Consider the following 19040-nt stretch of genomic DNA (forward strand, 5'->3'; position numbering starts at 1 on the left):
TAAAAATAGAACTTCAAAAATATTATTATTACTAATCCAAAGTGAGGTTATAAAAATGAGCTACCCTTTTGATTCTATTAGCGATTTGGTTTTTGTCAAAACTGAAGTACAGTGCGCAGATATAATTTTAGTACCTGGCAGTAGTGATCCTAATTTAATGGAGATGGCTGCAGAATTGTATAACCAGGGGCTTGCTCCATTTATATTGCCAAGTGGTTCATACAATCCTAGAATACCCGAATTTAGCTCAGAGTGGGAATTTCTAAAATCAATAGGTGTTAAATTAGGCGTACCAGAAGATAAAATATTAAAAGAATACCAAGCAAGAAATACTTTTGAAAATGCAGAATTTTCATGGGGAGTAATAAAAGAAAATAATCTAACAGTAAGAAGAGCACTATTAGTTTGTAAGGCCTATCATTCTAGACGTTCGCTATTAACATATCAATCAGTCTTTCCAAAAGGTATAGAATTTTTCGTTGTATCTATACCAGGTTCAATAGACCTAATTAAAAGTAATTGGTTTCTAGACAATTATAAAACAGAGATTGTAATGGGCGAAGTAGTTAAAATAGGAACTTATTTTAATTCACTAATAAATAATCTGCGAAATAAATAAAATTAATTTATAAGATTCTATCCAAATGCAGTTATGTCGAAATAGAAATATATTCGATATAACTGCTTTTGTTTTTTTGAAAAATAGTCTTATATACTTTATGGTTGTTTGTTTGGAGTATATATCAAAGCAACACATGCGAAATTACTGGGAACTGTTTGTTTAGGGTTACTTGTAAAGTCAGCAAACAAATGTTTTATTAGTATACTTTAAACGGAAAATATGTTAATATATAGTAAACGTTCTTGAAGGGGTTGTTTAGATGAACATTGCTTATACTCGATTTAATTCAAGTCAACTAAGCTATGAAAAACAATTTGAAGAGCTTAAAAAATACAACATAGAAAAGTGGTTTAATGAAAAAGTATGCTTAAAAGATGTTAGACCTCAATTCAATGCAATGATGGATTTTATAAGAAGTGGAGATACAATCTATGTGTTGGATTTCAACAGACTTGCACTATCAACAAATGAATTAATAAGTATAGGTGAAAGATTAAACAGTAAAGAAATTAATTTAAGAAGTATAAATGATAACCTAGATACGAGTAATTCCACCGGTAAACTAATGTTCACAATGATTAGTTCTATTAAAGAATTTCAAAGATTGAATGTATTAGAAAGACAAAAGGATGGCATTGAAATTGCAAAATCAAATGGAGTGTATAAAGGACGTAAAAAAATAGGCTACCCTTCGAATTGGGGAGAAGTATATAGCAAATATAAGGATAGAGAAATAACAGGCACCGCTGCAATGGGATTATTAAAACTGAAAAGGAATACATTTTATAAATTATTAGATGAATATAAATTAATAAAATAATTTATAACAACAGTTCTTTATTAAAACTATTGTATAATGTTATACATAAAGATTATCCTAAAAGAGTAGATTTTAATTTTAACGATTAGTGCTTTTCGGAAAGTAGGGGATAGAATGGCAGAATTATGCGATATTTATAATATTAAAGGTGATAGATCTGGTGATGTCTTTATGAGAGGCGAGAATTTAAAAGAAGGAGAGTTCCAGTTAGTCACAAGCATTTGGATTCTCAATGAAAATTTGCAAATATTAATTCAAAAAAGGTCTAAAGCTAAAATAATATCTCCAGATATATGGGCAACCCATGGTGGATGTGTATCCTCAGGCGAAACTAGTTTATACGCATGTGTAAGAGAGGCCTATGAGGAAATTGGAATTGTTATTAACCCTAAATACATAAAATCATTAACTAGAATTACAAGTAATAAATTAATTATGGATAGTTATATAGTTATACAAGAATTTAATACTTCAACAGCCGTCCTGCAGATAGAAGAAGTTAGCGGTTTACAATGGGTGTCACTCAATAAATTAGAACATATGGTTAAAAATCAGAATTTCTTTAATTATCAGGAACTACCATATGTAATTAACTTTATTAATAATCTTAAAACAAACAGGGGACTATAATCTATAAGGTATATTCTCCATTCTCATATTACAAAGTTATTTTATTAATAGGAAGGTGTTAAAATGGAACCTTTTACTCAAAGAGTTGTAGAACTTATTAAAGGTATACCAGAAGGCAAAGTGATGACATATGGACAAATTGCAACACTCTCTGGAAACAATAGAGGTGCAAGGCAAGTAGCTAGAATTCTTCATACCTTAAGTAAGAAAAATAATCTTCCTTGGCATAGGGTCATAAACATAAAAGGGGAGATTAGCGTAACTGATTATGAATCGTTTAACTTACAGAAGATGTTTCTTGAGAGTGAAGGTATTATATTCACAGGGAACAACACTTTAAATCTAAATGACTTTCAATATCATATATAAATTGTTTGAATATTGTAATCATAATAATAAACTATAAAAAATACTCCATAATAATCTATGAAGTATTTTTCTATCAATATTATGTTATTTAATATAATACAATGAGAAGCATAATTTAATCTTTTTTACTTCTAAATATGAATATAATAATATTAACAGCTGATACTCCTACTAAAATATATATAATTCTAGCAAGTAATGGAACTGAACCAAATATAGCGCTAACAAGATTAAAGTTTAGTAACCCTAAAAGACCCCAATTCAGCGCTCCAATTAATACAAATATGAATGAAAGTTTGTCTATCATATTAAGCTTATACATATTTCCCCCCAAACTAATATAATTACTCTGTTGTATAAAATATATTAAATATATTAGAAATTAGAACTATTTAACAACATTCTTTAAAGTTATATACAAATCTATATAAACAAAAAAACATTTAGAAAAGTACAATTATTATATACGAACATTTACGTTTATTTTAATGCTATTGTATGCTATAATGTGAATGAAATTTGTTTTATATTATAATACGTACGTATGGAGGCAAAATATGAGAAACACTTATAATACACCGTTAAATAGTAGATACGCATCAAAAGAGATGAGTTATTTATTTTCAGATGATATGAAATTTAAAACTTGGAGAAAGCTTTGGGTTGCTTTAGCTGAAGGTGAAAAGTTATTAGGACTTAATATTACGCAAGATCAAATTGATGAACTTAAATTTTATGTAGATAATGTAAATTATGAAGTGGCTGAAAAAAAAGAGAAAGAAATACGTCACGATGTAATGAGCCATGTATATGCCTATGGGGTACAGTGCCCTAAAGCAAAGGGAATCATCCATTTAGGAGCTACTAGTTGTTATGTAGGTGATAACACAGACCTAATTGTTATGAAAAAAGCACTTTTATTAATTAAAAACAAATTAATTAATGTAATTAGTAAATCCTCAGAATTTGCATTAAAATATAAAGATGTTCCTACTTTAGGGTATACCCATTTACAGCCAGCTCAATTAACTACTGTAGGTAAAAGGGCTACTCTCTGGATTCAAGAGTTGATATTGGATCTTGACAATTTAGAATTCGTAATTGAAAAAATAAAACTACTAGGAGTTAAAGGAACAACAGGAACTCAAGCAAGTTTTATGAATTTATTCGAAGATGATGAGAAAAAAGTAAAAGACTTAGATAAATATGTAGCAAATAAAATGGGATTTGAAGATACTTATCCTGTTACTGGTCAAACATATTCTAGAAAAGTTGACTCCATAGTATTAAACACATTATCCGAAATAGCTCAAAGTGCTTATAAATTCAGTAATGATTTAAGAATACTTCAAAGCATGAAAGAAGTAGAAGAGCCTTTTGAAAAAAGCCAAATCGGATCATCTGCAATGGCATATAAAAGAAATCCAATGCGATCAGAGAGAATTAGTTCTTTATCAAGATACATTATTGTAAATTCATTAAACCCAGCTATAACAGCTGCAACACAATGGTTTGAAAGAACTTTGGATGACTCAGCTAATAAGAGAATATCCGTAGCTGAAGCTTTTTTAGCACTTGATGGAGTATTAAATCTTTACATGAACATAGCAGGAAACATGGTAGTATATGAAAAAGTAATTACTGCTCATGTTAATAACGAACTTCCATTTATGGCTACAGAAAATATACTTATGGAAGCCGTTAAAAGGGGTGGGGACAGACAAGTGCTTCACGAGAACGTTAGAGTTCATTCTATGGAAGCTGCAAAACGAATTAAAGAAGAAGGTTTAAGTAATGACCTTATAGAGAGAATTATAAATGATAAGAGTTTTTTAATGTCGAAAGAAGAGATTCTAGCCGTAATTGACCCAATTAAGTTTGTTGGCAGAGCTCCAAGTCAAGTAGTAGACTTTATAGATGAGTATGTAAAACCAATACTTGCCAATAATAAAGAAGCAATAGGTGTAGAGACCGCTATAAATGTATAATACTTAATGTAATAAAAATATCCTGCATTTTTATAATGTAGGATATTTTTATTTGTAAAAGGCATGATGAGTGGAATATTAGAAATTGACAATTTTGATAATAGGCTTAATGAACTTGGAGAACTAGGCTGGGAATTAGTTTCTTGTTTTGCAACAGCTCAAGCATATAGACAAAGCAGAGAAATAATATCAGTTTTTAAAAGAATCAAATAACTAATTTATTAAGATATTAAACAAATTTTATTATAATATATAATAAATTTTTCAAAAATAAATAATTTTTAAAATAAATTAAATTATTTTTGAAAAAAGCATGATTTTACCCCCTCTTTTGTAGTATAATAATGTCGTGAAATGTAAGTTTCACGACATTATTACGTATTTTGGAGGTACTAATGAAATCTGACATAGAGAATATTTATAACAATGATATACCAAACTTTCTAAATGATTATTTTAATTATCTAGCTACTATTAAAGGTTCTTCTATTAATACTATTGTTGCTTATACTGCTGATTTATCATTACTATTAAAATTTATAAAAGTATATAAAGGCTTAGATCCATCAGATAAGTCCCTTCCTATTGAGAAAGTTATTATTAGTGGCCTTACCTTAGACACGTTAAAAACTCTTACATTGCAGGATTTATACGCCTTTGTCACCTATCTCGGAAAACAAAGAGCTAATGGGAACTATGCTAAAGCAAGGAAAATTGCAGCTATAAAGTCCCTCTTTAAGTATTTGACAACTAAGGCCAAAGTGCTAACCCTAGATCCAACTATAGATTTGGAGTCTCCAAAACTTGGTAAGCGAAGTCCCGTTTTTCTAACCTTAGATGAAAGTAAAACCCTTCTTGAGGCTAGTAACTCTAGAGATAAACACTCAATCCGGGATCATAGTATAATAACCTTATTTTTAAATTGCGGACTCAGACTATCAGAGCTTTGTAGTATAAACATATCAGCTATGAAAAACGATACCCTATCTATTATTGGGAAAGGAAATAAAGAGCGTACAATATATTTAAACAGAGCATCTCTTAAAGCAATACATAAGTATTTACCTATCAGAAATGCAGAAATTGATAAAATACATGATGAAGATAAAGATGCCCTCTTTATAAGCGGCAAATTTGGTAGAATTAATAAAAGAACTGTAGAAAGAATTGTTAAAAAGCATATAGGCAATGCAGGACTTAATAAAAACAAATATACACCTCATAAATTAAGGCATACCTCAGCTACCCTTATGTATAAGTATGGCAACGTAGATATAAGAAGCTTGCAAGAGATTTTAGGTCATGAAAATATATCTACCACTCAAATATACACACATGTAGACAATGAAAAGCTAAGAAATGCGGTCAAGTCGAATCCCCTTTCTGATGACTAAAAAGGGTACTATTTCTTATATATATATAAGAAATAGTACCTTTTTTATTGAAATTTTTAATTATATGATTTTATAATTTTTACGATTTCATAACAGAGCTGCAAAAACTTTGAATTTTTTCAGTAGTATCCTCTTTTGCTTTTTTTAGTGGATCAAGGAAATCAACTGAATTAATAACTGTATTACCTGTCACCATTTTTTTAATTTTATCAAAACACTTCTGCGCTCCGCCTCCAGCATGGCAGGCAAATAAAAATATATTTTTGTCTTTAAATGTGTAATCATTTAAAAATGTCATAATCGGAGGAGAAAATGTACCAGCCCAGATAGGTGTACCTATTATTATAGTGTCATAGAGATCCAAGTTTATCTTTTCATTTATAAGCTTTGGCTTTTCGTTAAACACAGCACTCTTACCGCCCCAAATAAACTTTTTAAAATTCCCCTTTGAAAATTCCTTTTTTGGAATTAATCTAACACTATCTGCACCCGTCATCTCTGCTATTTTTGTTGCAATAAAATCTGTATTTCCTTCAAGTGAATAATAAATCATAACTGCTTTCATGTTGATTAACACTCCTCTTTGTTGTTACCTATTATCCTACAGAATTGCACAACGAATTTTTTTCGATTATATCTTTTTAAGAGTTATAAGTCCAGGGAATTCTTCTTGAAGTAACTCAGAGTTTTCTTCTTCATTTTCAAGGAGTTCACTCACCCCTTCTATGTCTTCTATTAATTCCCAAACTTCATTATTTTCAGGTATGAACCCATCCTTATCAACCTTTGACAATGCTTCTTGTGCCAACAATGATTCATAGTCTTCAATCTTTGACGTTTCATCAACTTCATTCAAATTATCAGTACTTTCTTTATGTAGCTCAATTTTATCTTCTTCATAAGAATTATCTTCTGTTTCTTGTAACTCTATTGCTTCTACATCATTTACTTCATTCTCAAAGACCTCATCAATCTTTATAGCTTTAACATCATAACCTTCAAGCTCTAAACATTTTCCACAATTATTACATTTTTTATTTGAATTTAATTCGCAGACCTCGCATTCTCCACAATTACTACAAATTCTTTTTTCATTAAATATACAATTCTTAGCCATACAGCACCCCACTACATTTATTTCAAATACATTCATAATAGACTATTATAACAAATAGGGTATCATTAATCAAATATTAGTATTTTTTTATATACGTTAATAATCGGTTGATGGTCATACACCATGAAGATACAGTGTTGTTTAAATTTATTTATAGTAAATAGTGCATTGTCTCATTGGAAAGTAGGCTGTGTTTAGAATAGATATTTTTATGTTAAAAATTTGAAATTTATATTAATATTCTATATAATTAAATAAGGACATACTTGTATTTAAAGCGAATTATATGTTAAATTAGGAAAGGAGAAAATATATGATGAAAGCACAAATTAATCTTATTACGATTTGGACAAATGATATAGATAAAATGAAAAATTTCTATAATCAAGTTATCGGATTTAAAATTGAAAATGACCTTGGTAATTATGTTGAATTTGAAAACGATGGAGCAAGATTTGCTATTTGTATGAGAGATGTTATGTATGTGTATAGTACTGAATATAGGAAAGAGTCATATGGACAAGGCTTTGAACTTGCTTTCCCATGTGAAAATTCTAAAGATGTTGATGAATCATTTAAGGAGTTAATCTCTAAAGGAGCAACTTCTATTCATGAACCACAAGATATGCCTTGGAATCAAAGAACAGCACTATTTGCAGACCCAGATGGAAATATACATGAAATTTTCGCAGAAATTAAATAATACGTAGTTTTCGAATAAACCGAATGAATTAATAAAAAAATAAGTAGCAGAAGTTATTATAACTCCTGCTATTTCTTTTGTTAAAATATATGTTATATCATGGGCTTTATTGTGTATGCTACTTCCCATCATCAACCGTCATCTACCGTATATAATGTTTTTAGATATGCTGCAATAATCGGTTTGCTGAGTAGAATTTGATAATTTTATGTTAAATATTTGAAATCTATGTTAATATTCTATATAAATGAATAAGGTCATACTTCAAACTCAAGAAAATAAAAGGTGGCGTTAAAAATGTTAAAGATATTTCAAATTTCAAGCGATATTGTAGAAATAGTTCATGGTATACAGATGAAAGCATTCATTCCTTTGCTTGAGAAATATCAAGATTATGATATAAGTCCTGCCATGGAAAGTCTTGAGCGAACTAAAATGAAAATTGATAAAGCAAATACAACATCATATATGTTTAAATTGAATGATACTAATGTCGGTTGGGTTAGGGTAATGGAACTTGAAGAAAAAACATACAAAATTTCAGCTCTATGTGTTCTTCCCGAATACCATAACAGAGGAATTGCTCAAGAAGCATTAAAACAAATAGAAAGTTATTATCCAAATGCACGAAAATGGTCTTTGGATACAATATTCCAGGAAAAAGGTAATTGTCATTTATACGAAAAAATGGGTTATGTAAAATTCGGTGAATTAATACCTATAAATGAAAGAATGTCGCTTGTTGCATATATTAAAACATGTAAGCTAAAGGATAATTGATTTTTTGCCTACTCACCTACTTCTATATGGTACAAAAGTAGAACATAAGTTTGATGTTTTTGCATTTATATGGTATAATTCTACTACGAATGAGAGGTGTTTTTATGTTAACTCAAAAGAAAGATAAGCAAAGTGAAATATATAACTTTATAAAGGATCAAGTTCAATCTAAAGGATATCCACCCTCAGTTAGAGAAATTTGTGAAGCCGTAGGATTAAAGTCCACATCTACTGTTCACGGTCATTTAGAAAGATTAGAGAAAAAAGGATATATTCGTAGAGACCCTACTAAGCCTCGCGCAATTGAATTATTAAAGGATTCTGTTATAAGAAAAGAACTAATAGATATACCTATTATAGGAAAAATTACAGCTGGGATACCGATACTTGCGGTTGAAAATGTTGAAGATACTTTTACTATTCCTTTAAATTTCACTAAAACTAATAACGAACTATTTATGCTTAAAGTTTCTGGTAGCAGCATGATTGAAGCTGGAATATTAAATGGAGACCTTGCTATAATTGAGAAAGTCAATTCCGCTAAGAATGGCGACATAGTTGTAGCTCTTATTGATAATGAAGCAACCATTAAAAGATTTTTCAAGGAAAAAGGGCATATACGTCTTCAACCTGAAAATTCCACTATGTCCCCTATTATATTAGATGACTGCTCAATTTTAGGTATACTTGTTGGTATATACAGAAAATATTAAATAAACGTTTTTACAATATTTAATACACAAAAGCCTGCAATGGTAATCATTGCAGGCTTTTGTGTTCTCTTTTTAAATTATAATTCTTAATATATATCATAATATATTATTGTAATAATATAATTTGTTCTAGATAACTCTTGAAAGCGCAATTAGTATTCCAATTTTAGCATGATCAAATGTTAACCCTCCCTGTAAATATGCAATATAAGGCTCTCTAATTGGAGCATCCGCAGATAGTTCTATAGAAGAACCTTGAATAAATGCACCTGCTGCCATTATTACCTTATCTTCATATCCTGGCATATCCCAAGGTTCGCACTCTACAAATGAATCTATTGGAGACCCTGCCTGTATCCCCTTTATGAAATTAACTAGCATTTCTTTATTTCCAAATTTAATAGCCTGAATTATATCACTTCTTTTATCAGTGTATTTAGGAAGAACTTCGAACCCTGCAAGTTCCATAATCCTTGCACAGAAAATAGCACCCTTCAATGCTTCCATAGTTACATGTGGGGCAAGAAATAATCCTTGATATAGTGAACGCATTACTCCAAATGTTGAACCACATTCTCCACCTATACCTGGGATTGTTAGTCTATACGACGCTTGCACCACATATTCTTCTTTACCTGCAATGTATCCACCAGTTGGTGCTATTCCACCACCAATATTTTTTATTAAAGAACCTGCAACTAAGTCTGCACCAACATCTGTAGGCTCTGTAGTTTCAATAAATTCTCCATAACAATTATCTACAAAACAAATTACGTTCGGATTTATAGCCTTTGCTGCTTTTATAATTTCTTCTATCTCACAAACTAATAAAGCCTTTCTCCATCCGTAACCAGTAGATCTTTGAATATGAACTAGCTTTATTGACTTATCTTCAATCATTGTTTTTTTCATTAGCTCTATATCAACTTTAGAATCATTTAGTTCTAACTGTTTATATTTTACGCCAAAATCTTTCAATGAACCTATATCTTTCTTATTAGTAATACCTATTATGTTATGAAGTGTGTCATAAGGCGTTCCACATACAGAAAGCATAGTATCATCAGGTCTTAAATTGCCAAACAGTGCTGCCCCGATTGCGTGTGTTCCATTTACGAAATGCGGCCTAACTAGTGCACTTTCACAATTAAAAATCCTTGCGTACACTTTATCTAGTGAATCTCTACCAATATCTCCGTACCCGTAACCAGACGAATTTGTAAAATGCGATTCACTAATTCTTTCATCTTGAAGTGCAGTTAAAACCTTAAGCTGGTTGAACTCACGTACCTCATCAAGTATTTCAAACTCTCCTTGAACATCTTTTATTGCTATATCATAGAGTCCCAACGTTTTGGGACTTATCTTATACTTTTTTTGAAGGTATTCTTTTGTTATATCTAACATGCTTTTAGATCTCCTTTGTCTTATGTATTTTAATTACCTCATTAATAATAACATACATAATACCTATGTAGAATAGTTTTATATAGCAATTATGTAATGAGTGTGTTATATCGCACACTTTATCTGAATTACCTCGCTACTAAAAGTTTCAATTCCTGCTTTATCCTCTATTGCAACTTTGTACATAGCTTTTGCGACAGTACTACCGTATACAGGTTTATATTTTTTAAAACCTCCCTTAAATATAAACGGAATACATTTTGAAACAACTTCTGCTGCCTTTTCTCCAAATCTAAATTCTGTTCTATCTCCTAACAATAATGATGGTCTGAAAATTTTAAGACCAATGAGCTCTAAGCTATTAAGTTCATATTCCATTTGACCTTTAACTTTATTGTAGAAAACACCAGAATTTATATTAGCTCCCATTGCTGAAATTACAAGAAATTGAGATACATCATTTTCTTTCGCTTTCATTGCTAAAGAAACTATATATTCTAAATCAACTTTTTTAAAAGCTTCTTTAGTCTTTGCCTTTTTTATAGTTGTTCCCAAACAGCAAAATATATGATTAACCTTACCATCAAAATTATAAGTATCTACATTTTCAAAATCAATTATTTTTTCCTCAAGTTTTTTATTTTTTAATCCTGTAGATTTCCTAACCCAAACGATTACCTTTTCATACTCAGGAGCCTCTAATAAAAGATTAACCAAACTAGCCCCAACTAGTCCTGTAGCTCCAACTACCAAAGCACTTTTTCTTTCCATATATAATCTCCTTATTATTACTCTTATTTTAAAAATATTTAAATCGTTATTTTTCTTAACCTAATATCCCACCCATTACTCCTTTAACTTAACTTCTTTAATAATCTCCTCAACAGTTTCTTCTAATTCTTCACCAACTTTTCTATACTCAATTTCAAATTTTTCACTTTGATTTTTCATAAAGTACATTAATGCATAATAAGTAGGCTTAAATGTATCCTTTAAATTATATTGATTCTCATTAAATAGTTTAAATAAGGAGTTGTATTGTTTTTTAACCATAATCAATAATAAATATTCATTAATATACTTATTATATTGATCGGTATCATAAGCTACTTGTAAAAACAAATTAGCCTTTTGCAATGATTCTTCAATTTTATCATTGTAAAGTAATGTTTCTGATAATCTATAGATAGAGTTAAACTCGTTAGGATGTTTATCAAAACTTTTCTTAAGATTATTTAAATTTTGTTGTATTATTTCAATTTTTTTAACTACAGGTTCTTTGCAACACCAGCTTGCAATAAAATCTACAAGCCACTTTACCTGATTTTTTTCTTTTTCTCCTCCAAATCTCATTAGGTACCAAATGTTGAAAAATCGTTCTTTGATTTGGTACATGTAATTTTTCTTGTTTACAGGTATTTTATTTATTACTCCGTTTTTTTCTAATTGATTTAGCTGAGCTGATACTTCTTTACTCTGCATTCTTATTTTGTCTGATATTTCTTTTGTAGTTATAGCGTCCAATCTTAATGCTATAACATCAATGATTTCCTGCTGCACTGGAGATAAACTATCCATTTTGTTTTTATAAACTGGTGTTAATCTATCTAATAATGTATCAAGTTTTTTAATGGAGACTCTATTGTCATCATTAAAGACATCAAAAAGCAATGTCATGATTCTTGGATTGCCATTAGTTAATCGCCTAAATGCTTCTATCTCCCCCTCAGTACCTTCAAATGTCAACTTTATATTCTCTTTATTAGATAATTCACCTAACTTCTCAAAAAAAACCTTATTTTCCTCTGAGCTTAACCCTTCCAATTTTACGAACTTAAAAAAATCATAGAATGGCTTACTATAATCAAAAGTAAATTCTGACACCTGTGAAGATGCACCTATGATTCTAATTTCAGCAGACGTTAATAGAATTTCTCTTAGCTTTTGCTGCTCAGATATTTTGAACTTCTTTACAATACCTTCTATATTGTCTATTAAAAGTATTACTTTTTTATTGTTTTCTTTAAGTTTTTGCTCAATAATTTTAAAACATGTTTCATCATAATCTGCTTCCTCGCAGTATTTATCCATTTCATCACAAAGTCCTATAAACTCCTTATTTTCCAATTCAAGATGCCCTGCTGTCACCTCCCATAGTTTATTTAATCTTCGTATATTGTATTGTTCCTCGGGTAATATAACAGGAATAAGTCTTACTTTTAACTCTTTGTCCTCCTTTATTTCAAAGTACAATCTTTTGAGCAATGTTGTTTTACCATAACCTATTTGAGCATCTATCATATAGTGCTGCTCAGGATATTTCATACTAGAATTTTTTATATCTTTAAAAATCTTCTCAAATTCCTTTTTTCTTATCACAAACCTACTCACTAATTCTTCCTGTATTAAATTGTTGGGATTATAAAGACTTAAACTAATAGTTTGCATTTTTTTTACACCACCACATTCTTAATATAGGAGAAGTAAATGTATATAATTTTTGCTCCTCATCATTACTTATATATCCATCATCAATAAGAGTATTTAATAGATCCTTATATGTTTCGCTTAGATTATATTGCACAGCTAAATCATGTATTTTATTATAAGTTATCATCTTATCTTCAGCTACTGCTATTGTGTTTAGTACTTCTAAAATAAACTTATAGTCAGTATTTTTGTACACCTTAAGTCTCTCATGCCAACTGCTAAATTTATTATTTTCCTCTACCATACTTTTAATTGCAATATCAACTGAATCGTTATATATAACGTATAATCGTTTTTCATCATAAATGTCCTGAATTTTATCCATAGCAAGTTGAATATAAAAAGGGATCAACCACTTAATTTTCTGTAGCATATAATTTATAGTATCATCATTCATTGTAAAACTAAGTCCTTTAAGTAATTCATTAATAAGACTTTTACCCTCTAGTTCGCTTAGCGGGGTTACTTTTAATATATCAAGGTCATTTATAAACTTTGAAGAGTCCATTCGTCTTGCAATGCCTTCTAAGCTTATAGATCCTGTATATATAAATTGAAATTTATTATTTATATCACCGTTTTGTCTTAATGCTCTATTACTTTGAAGAAGATGAACCGCATATGTAGTACCTTCCTTTTGTTGAATATTTTCTATTGTTTGAGCAAATTCATCTATCATTATAATTAATTTGTGTCCTTCTAAATCAATAGATCTCATAATTTCTATAAATTTTTCATAATAATCTAATTCTGCACTTTTAGTAAACTTTACAGAGTCTATACCTACTTCATCAATGCTTTTAAAAATATTTTTAGCCAAGTCTTTAATTGAATTTATTACTTTATCTTTTTTCTTTACAGAATCACTATTTAAAATAGCTTTTACAATTTCCTTATAGTACTTATTTTCGTCATATACTGATTCTGTAATTACATAGATTACATAGTATTTATCCTTTGGATTATCTTCTATATACCTCATTAAAGATGTTTTCCCAACTCTTCTTGGAGCTGAAATTATAATGCTACTATCTGAATCTATTTTTCTCCATAATTTATTTATTAAAATCGGCCTTTTAAAAAAGTTTTCTCCTCGAGCAGCTTGCCCAGTTGTAATCTTCATAATTGACACCTCCGTATATTCCTTATATTTACAATAATACCTGACAAAAAATATTTTGTCAAGTGTTTTAACAAAATATTTTTTGTCAAACTTTTAAATTACAAAAAAATATACTTAAAAGGGCCAGTTAGGAGTTAGTAGCTCCTGACTGGCCTCTAATATTATTTAATTTAGTTAAATGATCTCAAGTGATGATTATTTCTTATCAATTTCCAACACTGTTTGAAGAGCTACGTTTATACCTCTCCAGCATTCTTCAACAGATGTAAATTCAGGTTCGCAATGGCTGTGTCCATCCTTACTAGGTACAAATATCATTGTAGTATTCATCATTTCAGCGACATACTGTGCATCATGACCTGCACCACTGTACATTCTTTTACTAGTATATCCGTATTCATCAGCACTTTTTTGAACAAAATCTACTAATTCTTCATTAAAATTGATTGTATTACGTGCCCATGCTTCTTGATATTTCACTTCACACTTATCAAATTCCTTAGGCATATTCTTGATTATTTCAACAACCTTTTTAATGACTTCTGCATTCTGGTGTCTTGCATCTAGAGAGAAGTCAACAAAGTCAGGAATAACAGTATGGACACACGGATGACAAATAATTTCACCTGTAGTGTAAACAAGGTCACTATCAAGCTTGTCAAGTTCTGAATGCAAATACTTAAGAGCAGAAGTTGCAGCCAAAAGAGCATCTCTTCTGTATGGCATTGGAGTAGTTCCTGCATGATCAGCCTGTCCATAAGTCTTAATTCTGTAGTTAACCATTCCTACAACGCCCTCTACAACTCCAATTTGCATCTTTTCAGCCTCAAGTACAGGACCTTGTTCAATATGTAGTTCTAACATAGCCATGTAGTCTTTAGAACTCAGTCTGTTTGCTTTGTCCCCCGCATATCCACTCTTCTTCAAAGCTTCTCCAAATGTCTTTCCTTTAGGACTCTTAGAATCTAGCATCGTATCTTTGTCAAACTTACCACAAATAACCCCCGAGGACATCATTGCAGGTGCATAAAGTGAACCCTCTTCATTAGTCCAAATCATAGCTGTAATTGGATGCCTATGTGGTATCTTTTGGGTTGCAATTGTCTCAACTACTTCCATTGCTGCTATAACACCAAGAATACCATCATAATTACCACCATTTCTAACAGAATCACAATGTGAAGCCATTACTATTCTAGGAAGGTTAGCCTCAGTCCCAGGAAGAGTTGCATACATGTTAGCCATATCATCAGTTACGGTTTCAACACCAACTGCTTTCATTCTCTTTACGAATTCTGCTCTTGCCTTAAGTGCTTCTTCTGACAATGAAAATCTTGTAATTCCACCATGCCCCGCATCACCAAAAGTTGCAAATGTCTCAATTTTATTTTGTATTCTGTCTTTATCACAAGTTATCATATTATTAACCTCCATTTTATTAATATTACCTCTATTGAATTAGCTCAACTATTATACTAATAAAATAAGTAATTACTACTTTTCTCTAATTGATAATTTTATTCTTTATTACTTACTATGTAGAACTGTATTGAACTACCCATGACTAAAAGTCACAGGATTCCTGATTCATCAAACACAGCCTTAACTCTTGCGAGATAATGGTCTAACATGTTCTCCTACAAAAGAAATACTTTTGCTCTTCTATAACTAGAAGACAGGCTCTTACCACTGTCCCAAGCGGTGCCTTACGTATATATTACACTAGACCTATGAGTCTCATTCCTTCACTACGTATATTTAGTGAGGCGTTTATATCCCTATCATGTTTTTGGTTACATTTGCTGCAGGTCCATTCCCTATCGCTTAATGTCAACATAATATTCTTAGTACCACAATAGTTACACAATTTTGAAGAAGCAAAGAACCTTTTTATTTTCACTAATTGTTTTCCTTGCCAATCTAATTTGTACTTTAAAAATGTTACAAATTTATACCAACCTGCATCACTAATTGATTTCGCTAATTTATGATTTTTTATCATACCTTTAATATTTAAGTCTTCAACTACTATAACTTGATTTTCATTAACGAGTTTGCGACTTAGTTTATGCATGAAATCCTTTCTTTGATTAGCGACTTGTGCATGAATTAAATTTAATCTTTCTTTAGCTTTTAAGTAGTTTTTTGAACCCTCTATCTTTTTAGGTAGTCGCTTTTGTAGTTTAATTAACTTCTTTTCACTGTTCCTTAAAAATTTAGGATTTGAAGTTTTAAAATTATCCCTTCCATTTGAGGCAATAAGAAAATCCTTTAACCCCATATCCAATCCTATAATCTTAGAATTATCTATATTATTTAGTTCCAACTTTTTAATAAGTGGAATAACCTCTTCTATAGTTAATGAAACATAATACCGAGTTCCTTTTTGAGAAATTATAGCCTTGGTTATCTTAGTAGTTGCTTTCCCAATATTTAAAATTTTATTATTAGTCTTATTTTGTTTAGGTAAGGCAAACAAGACTTCTTTTAACTTTGGAAGTCTAATAACTACTTTATCTAAATCTACCCTAATATTATCATTCGTGTATTTAGTAGTATAAGATTTTTTAGCGTGTTTCTTAGATTTAAACCTTGGAAAATTGGTTTGATGTTTAAAAAATCGAGAATAAGCATCCTCTACATTTTCAAGGGCAGCTTCTAGTGCAAACTTATCTACTTCTTTAAGAAATTCAAAGTCTTTCTCCTGCTTAAGGGGATTCATAACCTCCGCCTTGTAATTACTGATCCTTAGTGTTGTTTTTGTATTTGAGAAACAATCTTTTCTATCAGATAAATATTTGTTATATATAAACCGTGAACACCCAAATGTCTTATTTATAAGAGTTTCCTGTTCCTCACTGGGATAAATTCTGAGTACTAAACCATAGTTTAAGAGTTGTTTACCTTCATCCAATAATAACTTATTCTTATCCTTTACAGTTAATCTCATAGACAGGATAAACGCCTCCTTTTTAATACTATTATTATGTCCTACATATACAGCAATTATAACAAAAATGCGAACTTATATTCTATTTTTAAATCGTAACCATGTTTTTACTCCCGTAAAAGAACCACTAACTCACCACTGAAGTAACGAGTGTGCGTGGTTCAGTTATCAAATATATAAAATGGAATAAAATAATATAATCAATTCATTTATTATATAAATAATATTTGATTTATTTATAATTCTTATTTAGTTGAAATGATTTTTATTGTATTGAATAATTCATTTAAAATATAAATTTGCTTTGTTTTAAGTTGTTCAAAATATGAATATTCTTCATAAAACGTTGGTATTTATAGCTATATTATAAATATCAACTGACTTTTCCTACCCAATTATTAGCCCCTTTACCCCATAAAATGAATTGCTTAATTAATAAATTTGTCGTAATTATTCATTTATATTTGTATATTTATACTCAATATTACTTTCATTCAGCTAATAAGTCAAGCATTTTGATTCTTACCGAAATAAAATCCCCCTTTCTTATAACATTTTTCTCATTAATTCACCATGTAAATTCTCATCTTCAATAATTTGTTGAATGTCACTATATTCTTTTGCGAGCTTAGAATCTCCTATATCTGCTTTAACTTCTCCCTTTGAAATTACCCTATGGCTACATAAAGTTGATTGGATAGACTTTCAATGTAATCACGCCTTCCTATAACTGCGAGCCATTCTTTTGGAATGCTTTCATAACCGTAATATAGACCTGCTAGTCCTCCCGCAACTGCAGCAACTGTATCTGTATCCTCTCCAAGATTAACAGCTAGTAGAACACATTCTTTGTAGTTCTTCGAATTCAGTAAACACCAAAGAGCAGCTTCAAGTGTATCAACCACATATCCACTACTTTTAATATCTTCAACGGGTGTTTTGGAAAAAGCCTTATTACTGAGACGTTTATAGTAATGTAGTTCCTCTTCAAACCTATCATGATTTTTATAATACTCGAGTGCATTATAGATGCCCTTCTCAATAGCTATCGAAAGATTCATATCTCTTGTTATACTGCATGCAACAGATATGTATATCCCACAGGCAATTAAGCTACGTTTATGTGCGTGAGTTAGTGATGAAAGATTATGAATTATATTCATTGCTTCATCATTCTTAGTTATCTCTGTTCCATAAATAGATTGAAGATAAAATACAATAGGTAGAATTCTCATAAGCGACCCATTGCCGTTATCATTACCGCCAATGCCACCACAATCTAATGGAGATGCTCCATGTGAAAACTTCTCCAATGCTTTTCTTGTTGCATTTCCTACGTCAAATACTTCTCCATATGGAGTATAGTCTCCTGTATTAATCCACTTTATAAAATTTTTCATTATATCGTCATAATTAAGCCCATTAGAAAGGCTATCAACAAGACATAATGTCATACTTGTATCATCTGACCATGTCCCAGCTTTCTGATTATAAGTACCATACGATCGCATATTAATTACAGGATCTTCACTAAGGGTTTCTCTGTTTATAAACTCTACTGGTACCCCTAAAGCATCAGCAACACATGAGCCCATAACACTATTTAATATATTGTTTGCCATTCTATCACCCCAACTTTATATATTTTATTTTTTAATTTCATTAAGAGCAGCCTTAATGATTTCGGCATGATCAAAGGCAAGTTCCATCTGAACAGTCTCTGATATGGCAACCCATTTCACTTCAATGGCGTCTTCACCATATTGAAGAGACTTTGGTTCTTCTCTTATTAGCCCAACATAAGCACAAGATATAATCCATCCTGATATGCTCCCCTTATGGTAGACAGTTAAATAATAAAACTGTTTGCTATAAGGAGGGCTATTTTTTATGGGAAGAAAATCAATTATCTCAGATCAACAAAAAATTAAGGC

General features: G+C 30.3%; 20 protein-coding genes. 10 read left to right on the plus strand and 10 right to left on the minus strand.

Translation table 11 applies throughout. The annotated features are described in order from the left end of the window. Positions 1-55: 55 nt before the first annotated feature. From KPL55_RS20490 to KPL55_RS20505, 4 genes are all read left to right on the plus strand, one after another. Positions 56-619 (plus strand): YdcF family protein, encoded by a 564-nt coding sequence (locus KPL55_RS20490; protein ID WP_216308613.1) that lies wholly within the window; start codon positions 56-58, stop codon positions 617-619. Positions 620-881: 262 nt separating this feature from the next. Continuing rightward, positions 882-1442 carry a recombinase family protein gene (locus KPL55_RS20495; RefSeq protein WP_216308614.1) on the plus strand — a complete coding sequence of 187 codons (561 nt, stop codon included), beginning with the start codon at positions 882-884 and terminating at the stop codon, positions 1440-1442. Positions 1443-1556: 114 nt separating this feature from the next. Then, the gene (locus KPL55_RS20500) at positions 1557-2072 is read left to right on the plus strand and encodes an NUDIX hydrolase (protein ID WP_216308615.1); all 516 of its coding nucleotides are present in this window, start codon (positions 1557-1559) and stop codon (positions 2070-2072) included. Positions 2073-2135: 63 nt separating this feature from the next. Further along, positions 2136-2441: an MGMT family protein gene (locus KPL55_RS20505; protein WP_216308616.1), complete on the plus strand. Its 306-nt coding sequence runs from the start codon at positions 2136-2138 to the stop codon at positions 2439-2441. 115 nt (positions 2442-2556) lie between these two features. On the opposite strand, the gene KPL55_RS20510 is transcribed toward KPL55_RS20505, so the two are convergent. Beyond that, positions 2557-2763 (minus strand): DUF378 domain-containing protein, encoded by a 207-nt coding sequence (locus KPL55_RS20510; RefSeq protein WP_216308617.1) that lies wholly within the window; start codon positions 2761-2763, stop codon positions 2557-2559. Between the two features lie 235 nt (positions 2764-2998). On the opposite strand from KPL55_RS20510, the gene purB reads away from it, so the two are divergent. The 3 genes from purB (at position 2999) to KPL55_RS20525 (ending at position 5823) form a co-directional block, all read left to right on the plus strand. Then, positions 2999-4429 carry an adenylosuccinate lyase gene (purB, locus tag KPL55_RS20515; RefSeq protein WP_216308618.1) on the plus strand — a complete coding sequence of 477 codons (1431 nt, stop codon included), beginning with the start codon at positions 2999-3001 and terminating at the stop codon, positions 4427-4429. A 63-nt stretch (positions 4430-4492) separates the two neighbouring features. Further along, the gene (locus KPL55_RS20520) at positions 4493-4642 is read left to right on the plus strand and encodes a DUF4177 domain-containing protein (RefSeq protein WP_216308619.1); all 150 of its coding nucleotides are present in this window, start codon (positions 4493-4495) and stop codon (positions 4640-4642) included. A gap of 182 nt (positions 4643-4824) precedes the next feature. Continuing rightward, complete coding sequence (locus tag KPL55_RS20525) at positions 4825-5823, plus strand: tyrosine recombinase XerC (RefSeq protein WP_216308620.1); 999 nt, start codon at positions 4825-4827, stop codon at positions 5821-5823. Between the two features lie 79 nt (positions 5824-5902). On the opposite strand, the gene KPL55_RS20530 is transcribed toward KPL55_RS20525, so the two are convergent. Beyond that, a complete protein-coding gene (locus KPL55_RS20530) occupies positions 5903-6388 on the minus strand; it encodes a flavodoxin family protein (RefSeq protein ID WP_216308621.1) in 486 nt (161 codons plus the stop codon). 66 nt (positions 6389-6454) lie between these two features. Continuing rightward, complete coding sequence (locus KPL55_RS20535) at positions 6455-6940, minus strand: hypothetical protein (RefSeq protein ID WP_216308622.1); 486 nt, start codon at positions 6938-6940, stop codon at positions 6455-6457. Positions 6941-7256: 316 nt separating this feature from the next. On the opposite strand from KPL55_RS20535, the gene KPL55_RS20540 reads away from it, so the two are divergent. The 3 genes from KPL55_RS20540 to lexA all read left to right on the plus strand — a co-directional run bounded on the left by KPL55_RS20540 (position 7257) and on the right by lexA (position 9136). Then, a complete protein-coding gene (locus KPL55_RS20540; protein WP_216308635.1) occupies positions 7257-7643 on the plus strand; it encodes a VOC family protein in 387 nt (128 codons plus the stop codon). A gap of 297 nt (positions 7644-7940) precedes the next feature. Continuing rightward, positions 7941-8423 (plus strand): GNAT family N-acetyltransferase, encoded by a 483-nt coding sequence (locus KPL55_RS20545; RefSeq protein WP_216308623.1) that lies wholly within the window; start codon positions 7941-7943, stop codon positions 8421-8423. A 104-nt stretch (positions 8424-8527) separates the two neighbouring features. Continuing rightward, a complete protein-coding gene (gene lexA / locus KPL55_RS20550) occupies positions 8528-9136 on the plus strand; it encodes a transcriptional repressor LexA (RefSeq protein ID WP_216308624.1) in 609 nt (202 codons plus the stop codon). 129 nt (positions 9137-9265) lie between these two features. On the opposite strand, the gene KPL55_RS20555 is transcribed toward lexA, so the two are convergent. The 7 genes from KPL55_RS20555 to KPL55_RS20585 form a co-directional block, all read right to left on the minus strand. Further along, complete coding sequence (locus tag KPL55_RS20555; protein ID WP_216308625.1) at positions 9266-10543, minus strand: methionine gamma-lyase family protein; 1278 nt, start codon at positions 10541-10543, stop codon at positions 9266-9268. A 105-nt stretch (positions 10544-10648) separates the two neighbouring features. Further along, positions 10649-11314, minus strand: coding sequence for an NAD-dependent epimerase/dehydratase family protein (locus KPL55_RS20560; protein ID WP_216308626.1), 666 nt, complete (start codon positions 11312-11314; stop codon positions 10649-10651). Positions 11315-11389: 75 nt separating this feature from the next. Then, positions 11390-12991 carry an ATP-binding protein gene (locus KPL55_RS20565; RefSeq protein ID WP_216308627.1) on the minus strand — a complete coding sequence of 534 codons (1602 nt, stop codon included), beginning with the start codon at positions 12989-12991 and terminating at the stop codon, positions 11390-11392. Next, the gene (locus KPL55_RS20570; protein WP_216308628.1) at positions 12978-14156 is read right to left on the minus strand and encodes an ATP-binding protein; all 1179 of its coding nucleotides are present in this window, start codon (positions 14154-14156) and stop codon (positions 12978-12980) included. The genes KPL55_RS20565 and KPL55_RS20570 overlap by 14 nt, the downstream gene beginning before the upstream one ends. 195 nt (positions 14157-14351) lie before the next feature. After that, the gene (locus tag KPL55_RS20575; RefSeq protein ID WP_216308629.1) at positions 14352-15575 is read right to left on the minus strand and encodes a Zn-dependent hydrolase; all 1224 of its coding nucleotides are present in this window, start codon (positions 15573-15575) and stop codon (positions 14352-14354) included. A 298-nt stretch (positions 15576-15873) separates the two neighbouring features. Continuing rightward, positions 15874-17106, minus strand: a complete 1233-nt coding sequence (locus KPL55_RS20580; RefSeq protein ID WP_216308630.1) for an RNA-guided endonuclease TnpB family protein — start codon at positions 17104-17106, stop codon at positions 15874-15876. Positions 17107-17774: 668 nt separating this feature from the next. Further along, entirely contained in the window at positions 17775-18728 is a 954-nt protein-coding gene (locus KPL55_RS20585; RefSeq protein ID WP_216308631.1) for an ADP-ribosylglycohydrolase family protein, read from the minus strand. Between the last annotated feature and the right edge of the window lie 312 nt (positions 18729-19040).

Source organism: Clostridium lacusfryxellense (assembly GCF_018861735.1).
In the GTDB taxonomy this organism is placed as follows: Bacteria; Bacillota; Clostridia; order Clostridiales; family Clostridiaceae; genus Clostridium_AD; species Clostridium_AD lacusfryxellense.